Annotated in this window: 10 protein-coding genes; 7 read left to right on the plus strand and 3 right to left on the minus strand. The window is 68.5% G+C overall.

What is annotated here, in order from left to right:
- Nucleotides 1–134: 134 nt before the first annotated feature.
- From BN1187_RS03465 to BN1187_RS03475, 3 genes are all read right to left on the minus strand, one after another.
- Entirely contained in the window at nucleotides 135–1334 is a 1200-nt protein-coding gene (locus tag BN1187_RS03465) for a M20 metallopeptidase family protein (RefSeq protein WP_040158752.1), read from the minus strand.
- Nucleotides 1335–1383: 49 nt separating this feature from the next.
- Nucleotides 1384–1680, minus strand: a complete 297-nt coding sequence (locus BN1187_RS03470) for a hypothetical protein (protein WP_040158755.1) — start codon at nucleotides 1678–1680, stop codon at nucleotides 1384–1386.
- A gap of 318 nt (nucleotides 1681–1998) precedes the next feature.
- On the minus strand, nucleotides 1999–4920 hold the full coding sequence (locus BN1187_RS03475) for an alkaline phosphatase family protein (protein WP_072041945.1): 2922 nt from the start codon (nucleotides 4918–4920) through the stop codon (nucleotides 1999–2001).
- A 368-nt stretch (nucleotides 4921–5288) separates the two neighbouring features.
- On the opposite strand from BN1187_RS03475, the gene BN1187_RS03480 reads away from it, so the two are divergent.
- The 7 genes from BN1187_RS03480 to htpX all read left to right on the plus strand — a co-directional run bounded on the left by BN1187_RS03480 (nucleotide 5289) and on the right by htpX (nucleotide 16839).
- Complete coding sequence (locus BN1187_RS03480; protein WP_040158757.1) at nucleotides 5289–6920, plus strand: NAD(P)-binding protein; 1632 nt, start codon at nucleotides 5289–5291, stop codon at nucleotides 6918–6920.
- 2 nt (nucleotides 6921–6922) lie between these two features.
- Entirely contained in the window at nucleotides 6923–10591 is a 3669-nt protein-coding gene (nifJ, locus tag BN1187_RS03485) for a pyruvate:ferredoxin (flavodoxin) oxidoreductase (RefSeq protein WP_040158760.1), read from the plus strand.
- On the plus strand, nucleotides 10592–11611 hold the full coding sequence (locus BN1187_RS03490) for a dihydroorotate dehydrogenase-like protein (RefSeq protein WP_040158763.1): 1020 nt from the start codon (nucleotides 10592–10594) through the stop codon (nucleotides 11609–11611). It begins immediately after the preceding gene.
- A 102-nt stretch (nucleotides 11612–11713) separates the two neighbouring features.
- A complete protein-coding gene (locus BN1187_RS03495; protein WP_040158765.1) occupies nucleotides 11714–13120 on the plus strand; it encodes a glycosyltransferase in 1407 nt (468 codons plus the stop codon).
- A 236-nt stretch (nucleotides 13121–13356) separates the two neighbouring features.
- A complete protein-coding gene (phoA, locus tag BN1187_RS03500; protein WP_052462242.1) occupies nucleotides 13357–14808 on the plus strand; it encodes an alkaline phosphatase in 1452 nt (483 codons plus the stop codon).
- 262 nt (nucleotides 14809–15070) lie between these two features.
- On the plus strand, nucleotides 15071–15724 hold the full coding sequence (locus tag BN1187_RS03505; protein WP_040158767.1) for a HEAT repeat domain-containing protein: 654 nt from the start codon (nucleotides 15071–15073) through the stop codon (nucleotides 15722–15724).
- Between the two features lie 224 nt (nucleotides 15725–15948).
- Nucleotides 15949–16839, plus strand: a complete 891-nt coding sequence (gene htpX / locus BN1187_RS03510) for a zinc metalloprotease HtpX (protein WP_040158769.1) — start codon at nucleotides 15949–15951, stop codon at nucleotides 16837–16839.
- The last annotated feature ends 88 nt before the right edge of the window (nucleotides 16840–16927 follow it).

Genomic DNA, 16927 nt, shown 5'->3' on the forward strand with positions numbered 1-16927 from the left:
CTCGCCAGAGGAGGGCCAACGTGCCTTTTCCCGGAGTTTCGCAACACCCATATGTTTTCGACTAGGTGATTCGTCCGTAAATCCTGGACATTTCGGGACACAATGTCCCCTATTTTAGGGACGTAGACATCGGCTCATTCAAGCTTGCCGGAGCCCTGTTCCAGGCGCTTCCAGGCCATCTGGGCCAGAGCCGCGGCCTGGTCTCCCAGAACGGCGTCATCGAACAGAACGAAGGGCGAGTGGTTGTAGGCCGCCGTCGCCGGGTCGACCTCGTCCGGGCTGGCCGCCAGCATGTAGAAGCTGATCGGCAGTTCCTCCGCGACGAACGAGAAGTCCTCCGACCCCATGAGGGGGTCGTCCCACACGGTCGTCCGCTCGGGACCGAACATCTCGCTCAGCGTCTGGAGGGTGAACCGCGTTTCCCCCTCGTCGTTCCAGGTCACCGGGTAGAGCAGAGAGAAGTCGAACTCGGCCGTGCAGCCGTACGCCGCCGCGATGCCCTCGACGAGCTGGCGTCCGCGTTCGACGAACAGTTCGCGGGACTCGTTCGACAGCGTCCGCACCGTCGCCATGAACTGCGCCTGATCGGGGATGACGTTCATGGCGGTGCCCGCGTTGACCATGGTGACGCTCATCACGACCGGCTCGAACGTGGGGATCGCGCGGGTGATCATCGTCTGCAGGCCGGTGATCATCTCGGCCATGGGCGGCACCGGGTCGAGGGCCGTCGCCGGCTGCGAGCCGTGCCCACCCTTGCCATGCACCGTGACGGTCAGGTAGTTCGACCCGGCCAGCATCGCGTGCGAGCGCGTGTTGAAGACGCCGCGCGGGCCGGGCGCGACGTGGATCGCGTAGCCGGCGACGGGACGCTCGCCTGCCGCCTCCAAGAGGCCCTCGTCGATCATCACCTTCGCGCCGCCGTAGCCCTCTTCCCCGGGCTGGAACATGAAGAGCACCGTGCCCGGGAGCTCGTCACGGTGCGCCGCCAGGATCTTCGCCGCCCCGATCAGCCCGGCCGTGTGCAGGTCGTGGCCGCAGGCGTGCATGTTTCCGTTCTCGCCCGCGTACTCCAGCCCGGTCTGCTCCTGCACCGGCAGGCCGTCCATGTCGCCGCGCAAGAGGACGACGGGCCCGGGCTTACCGCCCCGCAGCACGCCGACGACGGACGTGGTGCGTTCGCCCGTGGTGATCTTGAGGCCCAGGTCGCTGATGGCGTCCAGCACGATCCGCTGGGTCTTGGGCAGGTCGAGCCCGATTTCGGGCTCGCGGTGCATCGTGCGGCGGATCTCCTGCAGTTCGGGTAGCAGCGCAGCCCCTTCGGCGATGAAGTCCATGGTGTCGGTGGCCCCTTCTGGTTGACGATGGTGAGGACGTGGCGACCGTTCAGGAGCGGTCACCGGCGGGTTCGCTCTTTCCCGCCTGAATGAGCTTCGCGGTGATCGCGCGCCGCCGGGAGATGACCAGCAGCAGCGCCAACGCCCAGAGCGAAGCACAGACGAGCCAGACGGTCACGTAGCCCGCCTGGGCGACGGCCGTGGTGCCCTGGATGGCGAACGACGTCAAGATGACGCCGAACACCGCGCCGGCGACCGAGCCGCCGAGGGTCCGCAGCGAGTTGTACACCCCCGTGGCGATGCCGGTCTCGTCGGGCGGGGACAGCTCGGCCACGATGCTCGGCATCACGCCCAACAGCAGGCCGGAGGCGACGTACGCGCTCGCGATGAGCGGCAGGAGGCGCGATACCCGCGAGCAGCGGCAGGTAGTAGCTCTGGATGAAGCCGCTGGTCAGCTCGACGAAGACGAGGAAACCGACGCCGGTCCCACCTTGACCGGGGCGCCGCCGGCGGCGCTGTTGGGCTCGGACATGGAGGCACAGTACGGCGGACTCCGCTCGGTGGCACACCTCACCTGGGTTTCCCGGGGACAGGGAGAGGCCGCCCCCACCCGATCGATCGAGTGGGGGCGGCCCCGGGGATGTCAAAACCTGTCGGTCAGGCCCTACTTCTTCGGCTTGTCCTTGGCGTCCTCCTCGTCGGCCTTCCCAGCCTTGTCGGCCTTGTCAGCACCCTCGGCCTTGTCAGCCTCGTCGGCCTTCTCAGCCTTGTCGGTCTTCTCGGCCTTGTCAGCGCCCTCGGCCTCGTCAGCCTCGTCGCCCTTCTCCCGCTCGCCCTCAGTGCCAGCGACCTGAGCCGCCGTGACACCGGGGACGTCCTTCGGCGCGTAGACCACCTTGTCGCCGGGGTACGGCGTCGAGAAGTTGTGCGCCTGGTACCAGGTGAACCGGTTCATGAGGGGCGGAACGACCTCGTCCTCTTCTTGCTCGGTGACGAACGGCTGGGTCACCCGCCACTGCTCCCACTGCTTGGCCAGGCTCTTCGCCTTGGCCGGCAGCGGGGGCAGCGCCGCGGACGTGGGCGCCTTGGCGTTCGGAACCAGCGTGCCGGGAACGTCCGGGCCGCAGGCCGGGGCGTCCTTGACGTTCTCGGTCAGCGGCACCTGGTTGGGCAGCGTGGCGAACCGGCTGTAGTTCGGCTTGTTCGTGAAGGCGTCGTACATCGGCGTCGCCGCGGCGAGCTTCTGGTTCAGCGGCTGCGCGCCCAGGATCTGCTGGATCGTGCGGATCATGTTGATCTGGCTGTAGTAGGTGCTGTTGACGACGCCGTGCTTGGCCCACGGCGAGATCACCTGGACGGGCGCGCGGTGACCGTCGACGTGGTCGACGCCGTCCTGAGAGTCGTCCTCGACCACGAAGATCACCGAGTCGCGCCAGTACTTCGAGTGCGAGATCTCGTCGACCATCTGGCCGGTGGCCAGGTCGCTGTCCGCCACCTGCGCGCGGGCGTCGACCGGTCCGCCGGTGTGGTCGGAGGAGAGCCAGAACATGTTCAGCGCGGACGGGCCGCGCTTCTCGAACTCCTGCTTCCACAGCTGGACGCGGTAGATGTCGGGGATGTCCGTGTCGAACTGCGGGAACGTGTGCAGCGAGATGTCCTCGAGCGACGCGATCGGCGAGTGGGCGTCCAGCTTCAGCTGGGGGGCGGTCAGCTGCGCCGGGTCGCCGCCGTTGATGACGTCCTTGGCCGCGCAGTAGTACTTCTGCCACGTGGCTCCGGCCGGCTTTTTGGTCTTGGCGATGAACTCGCCGTAGTTGCGGACGTTCTTACCGGCCTGCTCGGCCGACGTCCACAGGAAGCCGGAGCGCTGGTGGCCCAGCACGTCGTCCTCGGTGTCGTAGCTGCGCTGGTAGGCGCCGTTGTTGTGCTCGGTGTACTCCGGATCGTCGCCCTGCATGAGCCAGTTGTGGCCCTCGGCGGAGTTGGTGCCGATGTCGTAGACGTTGTCGAACAGGCCGAACTGGTTGGCCAGCGCGTGCTGGTTCGGGGTGACGACCTGCCCGAACTGCGCCAGCGACGGGTCACCGTTGCCCTGCGGCATGTCGCCGTACATCTGGTCGTAGGTGCGGTTCTCCTTGACGATCAGGAAGACGTGCTTGATCGTCGACGGGTCGCCGATGCGCTGCGGCACCGGGACGGCCTTCTGCTTCTTGCCCCGGGCCTGCTTGACGTCGTTCTTCTGCCAGTCGTTCTGCTCGAAGACGACCTTCGTCTGCTGGCGGGTCACCTTGTCGTTCGGCATAGCGAAGCTGGTCAGCGAACCCGTGGTGCTGTGGGTGCCGTGCCCGGTGGCGGGGTTGGTGCCGTAGCCCTTGTTGATCGTCACCTCGGGGCCGCGCGCGTCGATGCCCCGGGTGTTGGTGACGACGACCTTGCCGTTGGCCACGGCGATGTCGGACGGGTAGTAGTCGGTGGGCAACAGTCCGATGTAGCTCACCGGCTCCATCGGATCGTTGGCGTAGCGGTAGACGGCCACGGCGTTGACGCGGCCCAGCGTGACGAGCAGGCGTCCGTCGCGGGTCATCGCGAGAGCCGTCGGCGCGTAGCCGACGCTCGAGTTCGAGTAGGGCTGGGTGTTGATCGTCTGGACGACCTTGTTCTTGGTGGTGTCGACGACCGAGACCGTGTCGCTGTTCGTGTTGGCGACGAAGAGGACGTCCTCGTGCACCAGCATCGCGGTCGGGTGCAGGCCGACGTCGATCGACTTCACGGCGTCGCCGGAGGCCGACGGGTCGATGACGCTGAGGGTGCCGGTGGTCGACGTGCCGAGGAACGTGTTGGCGGGCACGTCGGTGCCGTAGGAGTTGATGGTGGCCTCGCCCGGACGCGCGGGGCGTCCGCCCTCGTTGCTGACGTAAAGCTTGTCGCCGACGAAGACGACCTCGCGCGGGGCGATCCCCACGTTCCACGTCCGCTTGACCGCGCCGGTGTTCGGGTCGAGTGCGGCGACCTTGTTCTGCCCGTTGACCGCGACGTAGAGCGTGCCGCCGTCCGGGGAGTAGGTGACCTTGCCGGGAAGGGCCAGCTTCTTGCCGTCAGCCGCCAGCGGGAAGCTGACCGGGGTTCCCAGCGTGCCGTCGGCGTTCACCGGGAAGCGGGTGAGGGCGGCGTTCTGCGACAGCCAGAGGAACTTGCCGTCGGGCGAGTAGGTCGGGCTCTCCTGGCCGACCGATCCATCGGTGAGGCGCAGGTTCGCGCCGGCGTCGCGGCCGGCGCGCCAGATGAGCTTGTTGGCCTTGAGGTCGAAGATCTGCAGCGAGATGTTGCGGTCGGCGGCGCTGGCGGCGAGGAAGCGGCCGTTGGGGCTGACCGTCGAGCCCATGAACTTGCCGTACTCGGTCACGAGGCGGTTGCCGAGGGGCTTGAGGACCTGGTTGTCGGAGGCCTGAAGGCCGGCCGGGGTCTCCTGGCCGACCTTGTTCTGGCCGAACCCGGTGGAGACGCCATAGGCGGCGACTCCCGCGGTGACGGTGAGCGCAAGTGCGCCGGCAGCGATGGCACGCCGCGGGCGGAGATTGAACGTCATGGGGTGATTCCCTTCCTGTGACAGGCGCGCACCCGGGGTACGGAAGGGGCTCCTGGCCGGTCGGCACCGTGTCGAACCGGCCAGACGTCCGAGGCGGGAGGGCGGCGCCTGGAGACGAGATGGCGGTGGGATAGAAGGAGCGACTTGTGATCGCGGCGCTGACGCTACGCCTGTCCGGAACCGAGAGAACCGAACGATAAACGAAACCTGAGCGAACTCTGAGCACTCTTCCGGAGGCCAGGAATGCGGGCTTTCCGTCCGACGGCCGGCGGAGATTCTCACAGGCGGCCCATGCATCTACTACGGGGGTTAGTATGACGGCGAACGGGGCGTCTCCACGGGCGCCTGAATCACCATGGAGGGTGACGATGACGACTGACCGCCATGACTTGACGGCGCTCCCGATCCTGGGGCAGGAGGGTGGCCGCGTCGGTCCGACCCGCACTCGGATGCCGATCTATCTGGACATGCTGCCGCCCTGCAACAACGCCTGTCCCGCCGGGGAGAACATTCAGGAGTGGCTGCGCCTGGTCATCGCCCATCAGGACGAGGCCGCCTGGCGCGAGCTGGTGCGCAACAACCCGTTCCCCGCGATCCACGGACGCGTGTGCTACCACCCGTGCGAGACGTCGTGCAACCGCAAGGAGCTCGACGGCTCCGTCTCGATCCACTCGGTCGAGCGTTACCTCGGCGACCTCGCCATCGAGAAGGGCTGGCAGTTCACCAAGCCCGCCCGCCGGACGGGCCGCAAGGTGCTCGTCATCGGGGCCGGGCCGTCCGGCCTCTCCGCCGCCTACCAGCTGGCGATGATGGGCCACGAGGTCGAGATCCGCGACGCCTCGCCGCAGCCCGGCGGCATGATGCGCTACGGCATCCCGGAGTACCGGCTGCCGCGGCCGGTGCTGGACGCCGAGATCGGCCGCCTGGTCGAGTTGGGCGTCACGATCACCTGCGACGCGAAGGTCGACGACCTACTGGCCGAGCAGGCTGCCGGCGGCTTCGACGCGGCGTTCGTCGCGATCGGAGCCCACCTGAGCAAGCGCGTCGACATCCCGACGGTGGACGCGTCCCGCATGGTCGACGCCGTCACCCTCCTGCGCGACGTCGCCAGCGGCGGGCGTCCCGACATCGGCAAGCGTGTCGCGGTCTACGGCGGCGGCAACACGGCCATGGACGCCGCGCGCGTCGCCCGCCGCCTCGGCGCCGACGACTCGGTCATCATCTACCGGCGCACCGAGGCGCAGATGCCCGCCAACGTCGAGGAGCGCGAAGGCGCCACCCGCGAGGGCGTTCGCATGAACTGGCTGCGCACGATCACCGCGATGGACGCCGACGACCTGACGGTCGAGATCATGGAGCTCGACGAGGACGGGCGTCCGCGCGGCACCGGCCAATTCGAGAAGTTGCAGGCCGACACCGTGATCCTCGCGGTCGGCCAGGAGACCGACAGCCACTTCCTGCGCAAGATCCCGGGCATGCGCTTCGACCACGACGTCGTCTCGGTCGATCCCCGCACGCTGATGACGGACGTCCCCGGCATCTTCGCCGGCGGCGACGCCGTCCCCAGCGAGCGCACGGTCACCGTCGGGGTCGGGCACGGCAAGCGCGCCGCCCGCACCATCGACGCCTGGCTGAACAGCCGCGAGGTGCCCGACCGCCCCAAGCACGCGCTGGCGACGTTCGACAAGCTCAACGTCTGGTACTTCGGCGACAACCGCCGCACCGATCAGCCGGAGCTCGAGCCCGAGCACCGCGTCGTCGACTTCGACGAGATCGTGGGTGGCCTCGACGCCGAGCAGGCGCATGTGGAGGCTGGCCGCTGCCTGTCCTGCGGCAACTGCATCGAGTGCGACGGTTGCTTGGGCGCCTGCCCTGAGGACGCGGTGATCAAGCTCGGCAAGGGCTTCCGCTACCGCTACGACTACGAGAAATGCACCGGCTGTGCGGCCTGCTACGAGCAGTGCCCCGTGCACGCCATCGAGATGATCCCGGAGCGCTGACCATGACCAAAGCCATCATCGACGGCAACGAGGCCGCGGCCTCCGTGGCCTATCGTCTCAACGAACTCTGCTCGATCTACCCCATCACCCCCTCCTCGACGATGGCCGAGCTGGCCGACGAGTGGTCCGCCAAGGGCCAGTCCAACGTCTACGGCACGCGTCCGACCGTCATCGAGATGCAGTCCGAGGGCGGCGCCGCCGGCGCGCTGCACGGCGCCCTGCAGGGCGGGGCGCTGAGCACGACGTTCACGGCGTCCCAGGGCCTGCTGCTGATGATCCCGAACATGTACAAGATCGCCGGCGAGTTGACCTCGACGGTGTTCCACGTCGCGGCGCGCTCGTTGGCCGCGCAGGGCCTGTCCATCTTCGGCGACCACCAGGACGTCATGGCCGTCCGGCAGACGGGCTTCGCGCTGCTGTCCAGCGCGTCGGTGCAGGAGGCGCACGACTCCGCCGCGATCTGCCAGCTGGCGACGCTGCGCAGCCGGGTCCCCTTCCTGCACTTCTTCGACGGCTTCCGCACCAGCCACGAGTTGAACACGCTCGAGATGCTGACCGACGAGCAGCTGCGCACCTACGTCCCCGAGGAACTCGTCATCAAGCACCGCCGGCGGGCGCTGTCCCCCGAACACCCCTACATCAGGGGCACCGCGCAGAACCCGGACACCTACTTCCAGTCGCGCGAGACCGTCAACCCCTTCTACGAGAACACCCCGGGCATCGTCGAGCAGGCGATGGCGGAGTTCGCGGAGATGACCGGCCGCGAGTACCACCTGGCCGAGTACCACGGCGACCCGGACGCCGAGCGCGTCATCGTCGTGATGGGCTCCGGCGCGCAGACCGTGGCACAGGCCGTCGACCACCTGCGCCGCGACGGCGAGAAGGTCGGCGTCGTGCAGCTGCGGCTCTACCGGCCCTTCCCGGTCGCGGAGCTGCTGGCCGTCATCCCCGAGTCGACCAAGAAGATCGCCGTGCTCGACCGCACCAAGGAGCCCGGCTCCGGTGGCGAGCCGTTGTTCCTCGACGTGACCGCCGCCCTCGGCGAAGCGGTCTCCGCGGGACGCCGCGCGCGCCTGCCGCTCGTCATCGGCGGCCGCTACGGGCTCTCCAGCAAGGAGTTCACCCCCGGCATGGTGGTGGCGATCTTCGATGAGTTGGCGCTGGAGCATCCGCGTCCGCGGTTCACCGTCGGCATCAACGACGACGTCACCCACCTGTCGCTGCCCTACTCGGCCGAGCTCGACGTCGAAGACCCCGAGACGCTGCGCGCGGTTTTCTACGGCCTCGGCTCGGACGGCACCGTCGGCGCCAACAAGAACACCATCAAGATCCTCGGCAGCCAGGACGGCACCTACGCCCAGGGTTACTTCGTCTACGACTCGAAGAAGTCCGGCAGCCGCACGGTCAGCCACCTGCGCTTCGGCCCCAAACCGATCGCCGCGCCGTACCTCGTCAACGCGGCCGGCTTCATCGGCTGCCATCACTGGTCGATCCTCCAGCGGGTGGACGTGCTGAAGTTCGCCCGCGAGGGCACCGTCCTCCTCCTCAACGCGCCGTATCCGGCCGATGAGGTTTTCGCCCGCCTGCCCAAGCCGATGCAGGAACGCATCATAGAGCTCGGCATCGAGCTCTACGTCATCGACGCCAACGCCGTCGCCCGCAAGGCGGGGATGGGCAACCGCACCAACACCGTCCTGCAGACCTGCTTCTTCGCGATCAGCCGGGTGATGCCGCGCGAGGCGGCGATCGAGGCGGTCAAGAAGTCCATCGAGAAGACCTACGGACGCCGCGGCGCCGACGTCGTTCAGAAGAACAAGAACGCGGTGGACGCCTCCCTGGCCGACCTGCACCGCGTCGAGGTTCCGGACGCCCCCGTCAGCGACGCGCAGCGCATCGAGCCCGTCCCGCTGACCGCGCCGACGTTCGTCCGCGACGTCACCGCGAAGATGCTCGTGGACGCCGGCGACGACCTGCCGGTCTCGGCGCTCCCGGTCGACGGCACCTACCCGTCGGGCACGACGCAGTACGAGAAGCGCAACATCTCCGACATCATCGCCGTCTGGGATCAGGACGCCTGCATCCAGTGCGGCAACTGCGCGTTCGTCTGCCCACACGCGGTGCTGCGCGCCAAGTACTACCCCGAGACGGCGCTGGAGGGCGCGCCCGAGACCTTCGAGAGCGCCCCGCTCAACGCGGCCGGCCTGCCCGGGGCGCGCTACACCCTGCAGGTCTACGCCGAGGACTGCACCGGCTGCGGCCTGTGCGTCGAGGCCTGCCCGGTCAAGCCGCTGGGCGGCGGCGGCCAGCGCAAGGCGATCAACCTCGAGCCCGTGCTCGACCGCACGAAGCAGAAGGAGAACATCGAGTTCTACGAGACGATCCCGGTGAACCGGCGCAGCCGCGTCGACTTCGCCACCGTCCGCGGCACCCAGTTCCTCGAGCCCCTGTTCGAGTTCTCCGGGGCGTGCTCGGGTTGCGGCGAGACGCCGTACCTGAAGCTGCTCACCCAGCTGTTCGGCGGACGCGCCACCGTCGCGAACGCCACGGGTTGCAGCTCGATCTACGGTGGCAACCTGCCGACCACCCCGTGGTCGTCCAACAAGTACGGCCGCGGTCCCGCCTGGTCGAACTCCCTGTTCGAGGACAACGCCGAGTTCGGCCTCGGCCTGCGCCTGGCGGCCGACATGCAGGGACAGCTCGCACAGGACCGGCTGAACCAGTTGCGGGGCATCCTCGGCGACGAGCAGGCGGACGAGCTGCTCAACGCCCGCCAGCTGTTCGAGTCGGATCTCTCGCACCAGCGGGCCCGCCTCGACCTGCTGAAGCTGTTCTTGGAGGACATGCTGACGGGCGTGAAGCGCGACGGGGCGTACGTCTCGGAGAGCCAGTACCCGACCTCGCTGTCGGAGTACGCCGACCGCGAGCTGCCCGAGCTCACCGAGCGCGAGCGGCTGCTGGTCGAAGACCTGCGGTCGGTGTGCGACCACCTGATGCGCCGCTCGGTGTGGATCGTGGGCGGCGACGGCTGGGCCTTCGACATCGGCGCGGGCGGCCTCGACCACGTCCTCGCGACCGGACGCGACATCAACGTCCTGGTGCTCGACACCGAGGTCTACTCCAATACCGGCGGGCAGTCGTCCAAGGCGACGCCGATGGGCGCCGTGGCGAAGTTCGCGTCCGCGGGTAAGGAGACGAACAAGAAGGACCTCGCGATGCAGGCCATCGCCTACGGCAACGTCTACGTCGCCCGCGTCGCGATGGGCGCCGACCCGCAGCAGACGCTGCAGGCGTTCCGCGAGGCCGAGGCGTACGAGGGGCCGAGCCTGATCCTGGCCTACAGCCACTGCATCGCCCACGGCATCGACATGAAGAAGGGCCTCGACCAGCAGTACGCCGCGGTGGCGTCCGGGCACTGGCCGCTGATGCGGTTCAACCCGGTGCTGCGGATGGAGAACAAGAACCCGTTCCTGCTCGACTCCCCGCGCCCGCGCATCCCGCTGTCGCAGTACCACGACAAGGAACTGCGGTTCCGCATGCTGAAGAACGCCGACCCCGAGGCGGCCGAGCGCATGCTGGCCTACGGCCAGCAGCAGGTCGAGCGCCGGTGGGCGGACTACGAAGAGATGGCAACCCGCGACGCTTCCCGCTTCGCGGCCAATGCGAGAGAGTGAATCATGGATCTCAGCACGAAGTACCTGGGGCTCGACCTGGTCAGCCCGCTCGTGGCCTCCGCCGGTCCGCTGTCGCAGACGGTGGACGGCGTCCGCTCGCTCGCCGCGGGCGGAGTCGGCGCGGTCGTCCTGTATTCGCTGTTCGAGGAACAGCTCAAGACGCAGGTCACCCGCGAGATCGAGATGATCGAGGCGCACGAGGAGACCTACTCCGAGGCGACGAGCTACTTCCCGGACGCGGCGATCCCCAGCGAGAAGTCGATGGCGCACGCCTACCTGACGCTCGTGGAGGAGTCCGCGAAGGCGATCGACGTCCCGCTGATCGCCAGCCTGAACGGGTCCGGCCTGGGCGGCTGGACGGAGTTCTCGCGGCAGCTCCAGGACGCGGGGGCGTCCGCGCTGGAGCTGAACATCTATGCGGTCCCGGGAGACGTCCACGTCGACGGGCCGACGATCGAGAAGAAGCACCTGGAGATCGTCCAGGCGGTCAAGGAGAACGTCTCGATCCCCGTGGCCGTGAAGCTGTCGCCGTACTTCAGCTCGACGGGGCACATGGCACTCGATGTCCTGGAGGCAGGCGCCGACGGTCTCGTGCTGTTCAACCGCTGGCTGCAGCCGGACATCGACGTCGAGACCGTGGAGGTGCGCCCGGGCGTCGAGCTGTCGTCGCCGGCGGACGGCAAGCTTCCGCGCACCTGGATCGCCGCCCTGCGCAACCACACGACGAAGTCGCTGGCGCTGACCTCCGGCGTCGAGACCGCCGACGACATCGTCAAGGGCCTGCTGGCCGGCGCCGACGTGGTGATGACGACCTCCGCGCTGGTGCGGCACGGCACCGACTACTCGGCGATCATGCTGGGCGGCCTCGAGGAGTGGCTGGAGCGCAAGGGCTTCGAGTCCCTGGACAAGGTCCGCGGCATGCTGGCCGTCCCGACCAACACCGACGGCGCGGCCCTGCAGCGCGCCGGCTACGTGTCCGCCCTGGAGCGAGCGAAGCAGACCTACGGCAGCCTGGCCTGAACCGTTGCGGGCGGACGTCCGCGGGGGTGAGCGGGGCCCGGTTCAGGGGTCGATCGGCCTGTGAGTACACTCGGGCCCAGCCGTCGACCTGAGGGGTGAGGAATGCCTGCGCTGCACCAGCACCGGGACGCCCCAGGCACCGGCCGTACCGCCCCTGGACGCGAACTCGCGTCGCCGGACAGCCAGGGTTCCGGCGCGACCGAGCGCCGCACCGAGCGCCCGCTGCGCGTGGCCCTGTTCACCGACAACTACGGCCCCGGCCACTCGGGGCTGCTCTACGCGGTCCAGTTCATCGAGGGCGAGCTTCTCAAGTGCGGGCACCGCGTCCTCGTCGTCGCCCCGCAGGCGAAGGGCCCGAACCCCTACAAGGACGCCCCCGGCCGCCGCGAGATGCGGCTGCCGTCGCTGCTGATCCCGGGCTTCCCGGCGCGCGTCGCGAGCGGAACGGGCTTCGAGAAGGCGCTGGAGGAGTTCGAGAAGGACCCGCCCGACATCATCCACGTGCACGGCCTCGGTCCCATCGGCATGCTCGGCGTGTGGGCGGCCGACCGCTGCGACGTCCCGCTCATCACCACCTGGCACACGGACTTCGAGGCCTACGCCAGCCACTACAGCCACCTGACGCCGTTCCTGGACGCCTACTACCGGCTCCTGCGGGTTTCCGCGAACGGCATGAACCGGCCGTCCCTGAAGGACATGCGGCAGTGGGTCAGCAAATGGCCTCGGCGCGGCATCTCGCGGCGTTCGCTGCTGGGCGCGGCGCGGGACATGCTCGAGGCGTCCGAGTTGGTCACGACACCCTCGGACAAGACGGCCGTGCGGGTGCGCGAGCTGGCGCCGCACTCCCGCATCCGCGTGGTGCCCAACGGCGCGGACGCCCTCCCGCCACACCAGCCCCTGGCGCAGCCGCCGGGACCCCGGATCATCTATGTGGGGCGCATCGCCCCGGAGAAGGGCATCGGCCTGCTGCTGGAGGCCTTCGAGTGGGTGCGCGAGGAGGTGCCGGACGCCGAGCTGATGGTCGTCGGGGACTGGCGCAAGTCGCAGTCGCTCAAGCAGAAGCTGTCCCGAGCGCGGCGACGCGGCGGCGTCACGTTGGTGGGGCAGGTGCCGCGGGACCGGCTGCGCCCCTACTACGAGTCCGCGGACGTCTTCGCCTTCCCGTCCCTGACCGACACGCAGGCGCTGGTGCTGCACGAGGCGGCGCACGCGGGGCTGCCGATCGTCTCGGTCGACCACGAGCTGCGGCTGGTCATCGACGAAGGTGTCAACGGGCTGTTCGCCCGGCCGACCCCGGAGTCGTTCGCCCGCGCCCTGGTATCGATGCTGCGCAAGCTCAAGGATCCCGACTTCAAGGCCCGCGCCCAGGCCCGCAGCCACGAGATGGCCGGCTGGTGGACGATCGACCATCAGTCCGAGGAGATCGTGCGGCTTTATGAGGATCTCGCCGCCTGCGTCCCTATCGAGGAGCGGATGAACGCGGTGCCGCCCGACGAGACCTCTCGCTGAGCGAAGGCCTGGCCGCATCCTGCCCGGTCCGTTCGGCGACAGGGAAGAACGCCCCAGCCCTTGGGGTGAAGTCAGGGTGAACTCAGGGTCGCGTCCGGCGATCCGGAACGGTGTCATCGCCGGCGGGTCAGCAGTTGTTCACCCAGACGTCGCCGGGTTGGCGTCTGCTTGCCGCTCTGGAGAATGAGAATCCCTCACAGGGACATCCCCGACATCCTCGCTCGAAGGGACCATCAATGAAGAACTCTCGCCGCCTGCTGACCGCAGGCGCCGCCGCTGCTCTCGTCGCCAGCTGCGCGCTCTCGGCCAACGCCTACTCCTTCGCTCCGTTGCTGGACCGCTCGGCCAATGGCCGTCTCTCCGAGCCGGGTGGAGCCGCCCGCCTCGACGGCGACCAGACCAGCACCATCCGGGCCTCGATCCAGAAGCCGGGCGCCAAGAACGTCATCCTGATCATCGGTGACGGCATGGGTGCCTCCGAGATCACCATCGCCCGCAACTACCTCGTGGGCGCCGGCCAGGCGCTGGGCGGCATCGACGCCCTGCCGCTGTCCGGCTTCATGACGCACTACTCCCTGCGCAAGGACGGCAAGCCGGACTACACGCCCGACTCCGCCGCCACCGGCACCGCCTGGGCCACCGGCGTCAAGACCTACGACAACGCGATCTCGGTCGACATCAACGAGAAGCCGCACCAGACGCTGCTCGAGTACGCCAAGAAGACCGGCCGTGCGACCGGAGACATCACCACCTCCGAGATCCAGGACGCGACCCCCGCCGTCCAGGTCGCCAAGGTGAGCCTGCGCAAGTGCTACGGCCCCGAGGCCACCAGCAAGGACTGCCCCGCCTTCGCCAAGGAGAAGGGCGGCCTCGGCTCGATCTCCGAGCAGCTGCTCGACACCCGCCCCGACGTCACCCTGGGTGGCGGCTCCAAGACCTTCAGCGAGAAGGCCAAGGCCGGCCGGTGGGCGGGCAAGACCCTCGAGCAGCAGGCCCGCGAGCGCGGCTACAACTACATCACCGAGAAGGACCAGCTCGCCGGCGTCCGCGCCGCCAACCAGAACAAGCCGGTCCTCGGCCTGTTCGACGAGGGCAACCTGCCGGTGAAGTTCAACGAGCTGGTGGCCACCAAGGGTGGCGCCGAAGAGGGCAAGGCTGCTCAGCGCTGCACCGTCAACGACAAGTGGCGCAAGGTCCCGGCCCTGGGCGACATGACCCGCAAGTCGATCGACCTGCTCTCCAACAACGACAAGGGCAAGAAGAACGGCTTCTTCCTGCAGGTCGAGTCCGCCTCGATCGACAAGAAGGACCACGCCGCCGACGCCTGCGGTCAGATCGGTGAGACCGATCAGATCAACGACGCCGTCAAGGCCGCCCTCTCCTTCGCCAAGAAGGACGGCAACACCCTCGTCATCGTGACCGCGGACCACGCGCACACGAGCCAGATCGTCGACGGCCCGACCCCGGGTCTGGACACCAAGCTGCTCACCAACGAGGGCTCCGAGATGGTCGTGACCTACGGCACCTCCCCCGCCGGCGGCTCGCAGCAGCACACCGGCGCTGAGGTGCCCGTCGCTGCCTACGGTCCCGGTGCTGCCAACGTCGTCGGCCTGATCGACCAGACCGACCTGAACGCCATCATCAAGAACGGCTTCAACTCCTACAAGAAGGGCGGCCACCGCCGCTGAGTGACGTTACCGTCGCGCGAACAAGACGGGGTGGGGCCGAATGGCCCCGCCCCGTCGTCGCGTCCGGGTGGTGTCCGACACGCGCCAAAGTGACCGCCCCTCCCCTTCACAGGCCCCGGCCGACTCGACCGTGCGAAGTCAGAACCACTACCCGGACGCGTCCAGCTGCTCACCTGCCCCCCGGCACCTCTCTTCGCAGCCCTGGCACCGGAGCGAACAAGGCACTTGACCCTCCCGCAGCGTGAGTCTCTTGGATGGCCGCATGGATCCCTCGCACGACAGGCAACCGTCACCTGTCGAGGAGCTGGCCACCGCGCTCGAATCACCCGACTCATCGATCAGGCTCAAGGCGGCCATGCTGGCCGGCACCTATCCAGAGCCGACCGTGCTCGGACACTTGATCGATCGCTGCAGGGTAGAGGGTGACTTCTACGTGCGCGAAATGTTGACCTGGGCCCTGATCCAACACGCACGGCCCTCGGTGATCCCCCTCCTGAGGACCGAACTGAGCTCAGGAGTGCCGCAGGCCCGGTCACAGGCCCTTCACACGCTTTCCAAGCTCGTCGTTCCTGAGAGCTGGCCCTGGGTGTTCCCCCACCTCCTCGAGGACGCCGACGATGAGGTCGCCCGGGCTGCTTGGCGGGTCGCCGTAGCGATTGTCCCCAGGGGTAGCGAGTCAGACCTGCTGGCGATTCTGATCGACCAGTTGGGACGCGGGGATCTGGAGGTGAAGAAGAGCTTGGCCAGGGCTCTGGTCGAACTCGAGATCATCCACCCACCTGTCACTGCCACGCTCAGGGACACCGTTGGGACCTCCACGAGGGAGGCCGGCGCGCACGCGCAAGCCACCATCAAGCTGATCAACGACCCGGGGGCCAGCTTCCCCGCATTGCTCGCTGAAGCCTCACGGATATAGATCGCCGTCACTTACGCGACGCATGATGCCACCAAGAGGTCTGGCCAAGACAAGGGTTCTCGGGCGCCACGGCGTCCAGCGTCATGTGGTCGCATCTTGTTGCTCCAGGTCGCAACTCGGCGGGTGTCGGACAGGTGGACGCTCTCGCTCAGGGATCCCCCGGGGCCGCCCCTGGACCGACGCCTGGCGGGAATCCGGGCGACCTGCGCGGGCGTTGAGCAGGCATGCATGGCCATAACAACGGTGTGAAGTCCGCCCTTCTGCTGGGCGGCATGTTCGGGCTGCTCCTGCTCATCGGTGGCGGGTTGTCGGCCTACTCGGGTTCGTCGTCGTTCATCTGGATCTTCGGCCTCATGGGCGTGGCCAGCACGTTCTACTCGTACTGGAACAGCGACAAGCTGGCGATCCGGGCGATGAACGCCCAGCCGGTCAGCGCGCAGCAGGCGCCGCAGCTGTACCGCATCGTCGAGGAGCTCTCGGCCAAGGCGCAGCAGCCGATGCCCGCGATCTACATCGCCCCGACCGGCGCCCCCAACGCGTTCGCCACCGGACGTAACCCGCAGCACGCGGCCGTCTGCGTCACCGGCGGCATCCTGGAGCTGCTGGACGAGCGGGAGATCCGCGCGGTGCTCGGCCACGAGCTCATGCACGTGTACAACCGCGACATCATGACGAGCTCGATCGCCGCGGGCATGGCGGGCATCATCTCGACGATCGGTCAGGCGCTGAGCTTCGGCACGATGTTCGGCGGGCGCGGTTCCTCCGACCGCAACCCCGCGGGCGTCCTCGCGACGCTGGCGGCCGCGCTTCTCGCGCCGTTGGCCGCCGCGGTCATCCAGTTCGCGTTGAGCCGCACCCGCGAGTTCGACGCCGACGAGGACGGCTCGCGGCTCACCGGCGATCCGCTCGGGCTGGCGTCCGCGCTGGAGAAGCTGGAGCGGGGCACCCAGGCCCGCCCGCTGAAGCCGACGAAGCGGCTGGTGGACACGAGCCACTCGTTTATCGCCAACCCGTTCCGCGCCGGCGACGTGCAGCAGATTTTCGCCACGCACCCGCCGATGGATCAGCGCATCGCCCGGCTCTACGACCAGGCCCGCCAGCTCGGCCAGCTCTGAGCGCCCCCGCGCCCCCAGGCCGCCCGGTACGACGCCGGGCGGCCTCGTCGCGTTCCGGTCGGGTGGGCGCGTTCCACAGCGGTTCAGC

The sequence above is a fragment of the Nigerium massiliense genome (assembly GCF_000826085.1).
Lineage (GTDB): Bacteria > Actinomycetota > Actinomycetes > Propionibacteriales > Propionibacteriaceae > Propioniciclava > Propioniciclava massiliense.

What these genes read in the sequence shown, in the direction of transcription:
- nifJ (WP_040158760.1), top strand. Translation starts at nt 6,923, where the DNA reads ATGACCAAAGCCATCATCGACGGCAACGAGGCCGCGGCCTCCGTGGCC.
- BN1187_RS03470 (WP_040158755.1), bottom strand. Translation starts at nt 1,680, where the DNA reads ATGCCGAGCATCGTGGCCGAGCTGTCCCCGCCCGACGAGACCGGCATC.
- BN1187_RS03475 (WP_072041945.1), bottom strand. Translation starts at nt 4,920, where the DNA reads ATGACGTTCAATCTCCGCCCGCGGCGTGCCATCGCTGCCGGCGCACTT.
- htpX (WP_040158769.1), top strand. Translation starts at nt 15,949, where the DNA reads ATGCATGGCCATAACAACGGTGTGAAGTCCGCCCTTCTGCTGGGCGGC.
- phoA (WP_052462242.1), top strand. Translation starts at nt 13,357, where the DNA reads ATGAAGAACTCTCGCCGCCTGCTGACCGCAGGCGCCGCCGCTGCTCTC.
- BN1187_RS03505 (WP_040158767.1), top strand. Translation starts at nt 15,071, where the DNA reads ATGGATCCCTCGCACGACAGGCAACCGTCACCTGTCGAGGAGCTGGCC.
- BN1187_RS03465 (WP_040158752.1), bottom strand. Translation starts at nt 1,334, where the DNA reads ATGGACTTCATCGCCGAAGGGGCTGCGCTGCTACCCGAACTGCAGGAG.
- BN1187_RS03480 (WP_040158757.1), top strand. Translation starts at nt 5,289, where the DNA reads ATGACGACTGACCGCCATGACTTGACGGCGCTCCCGATCCTGGGGCAG.
- BN1187_RS03495 (WP_040158765.1), top strand. Translation starts at nt 11,714, where the DNA reads ATGCCTGCGCTGCACCAGCACCGGGACGCCCCAGGCACCGGCCGTACC.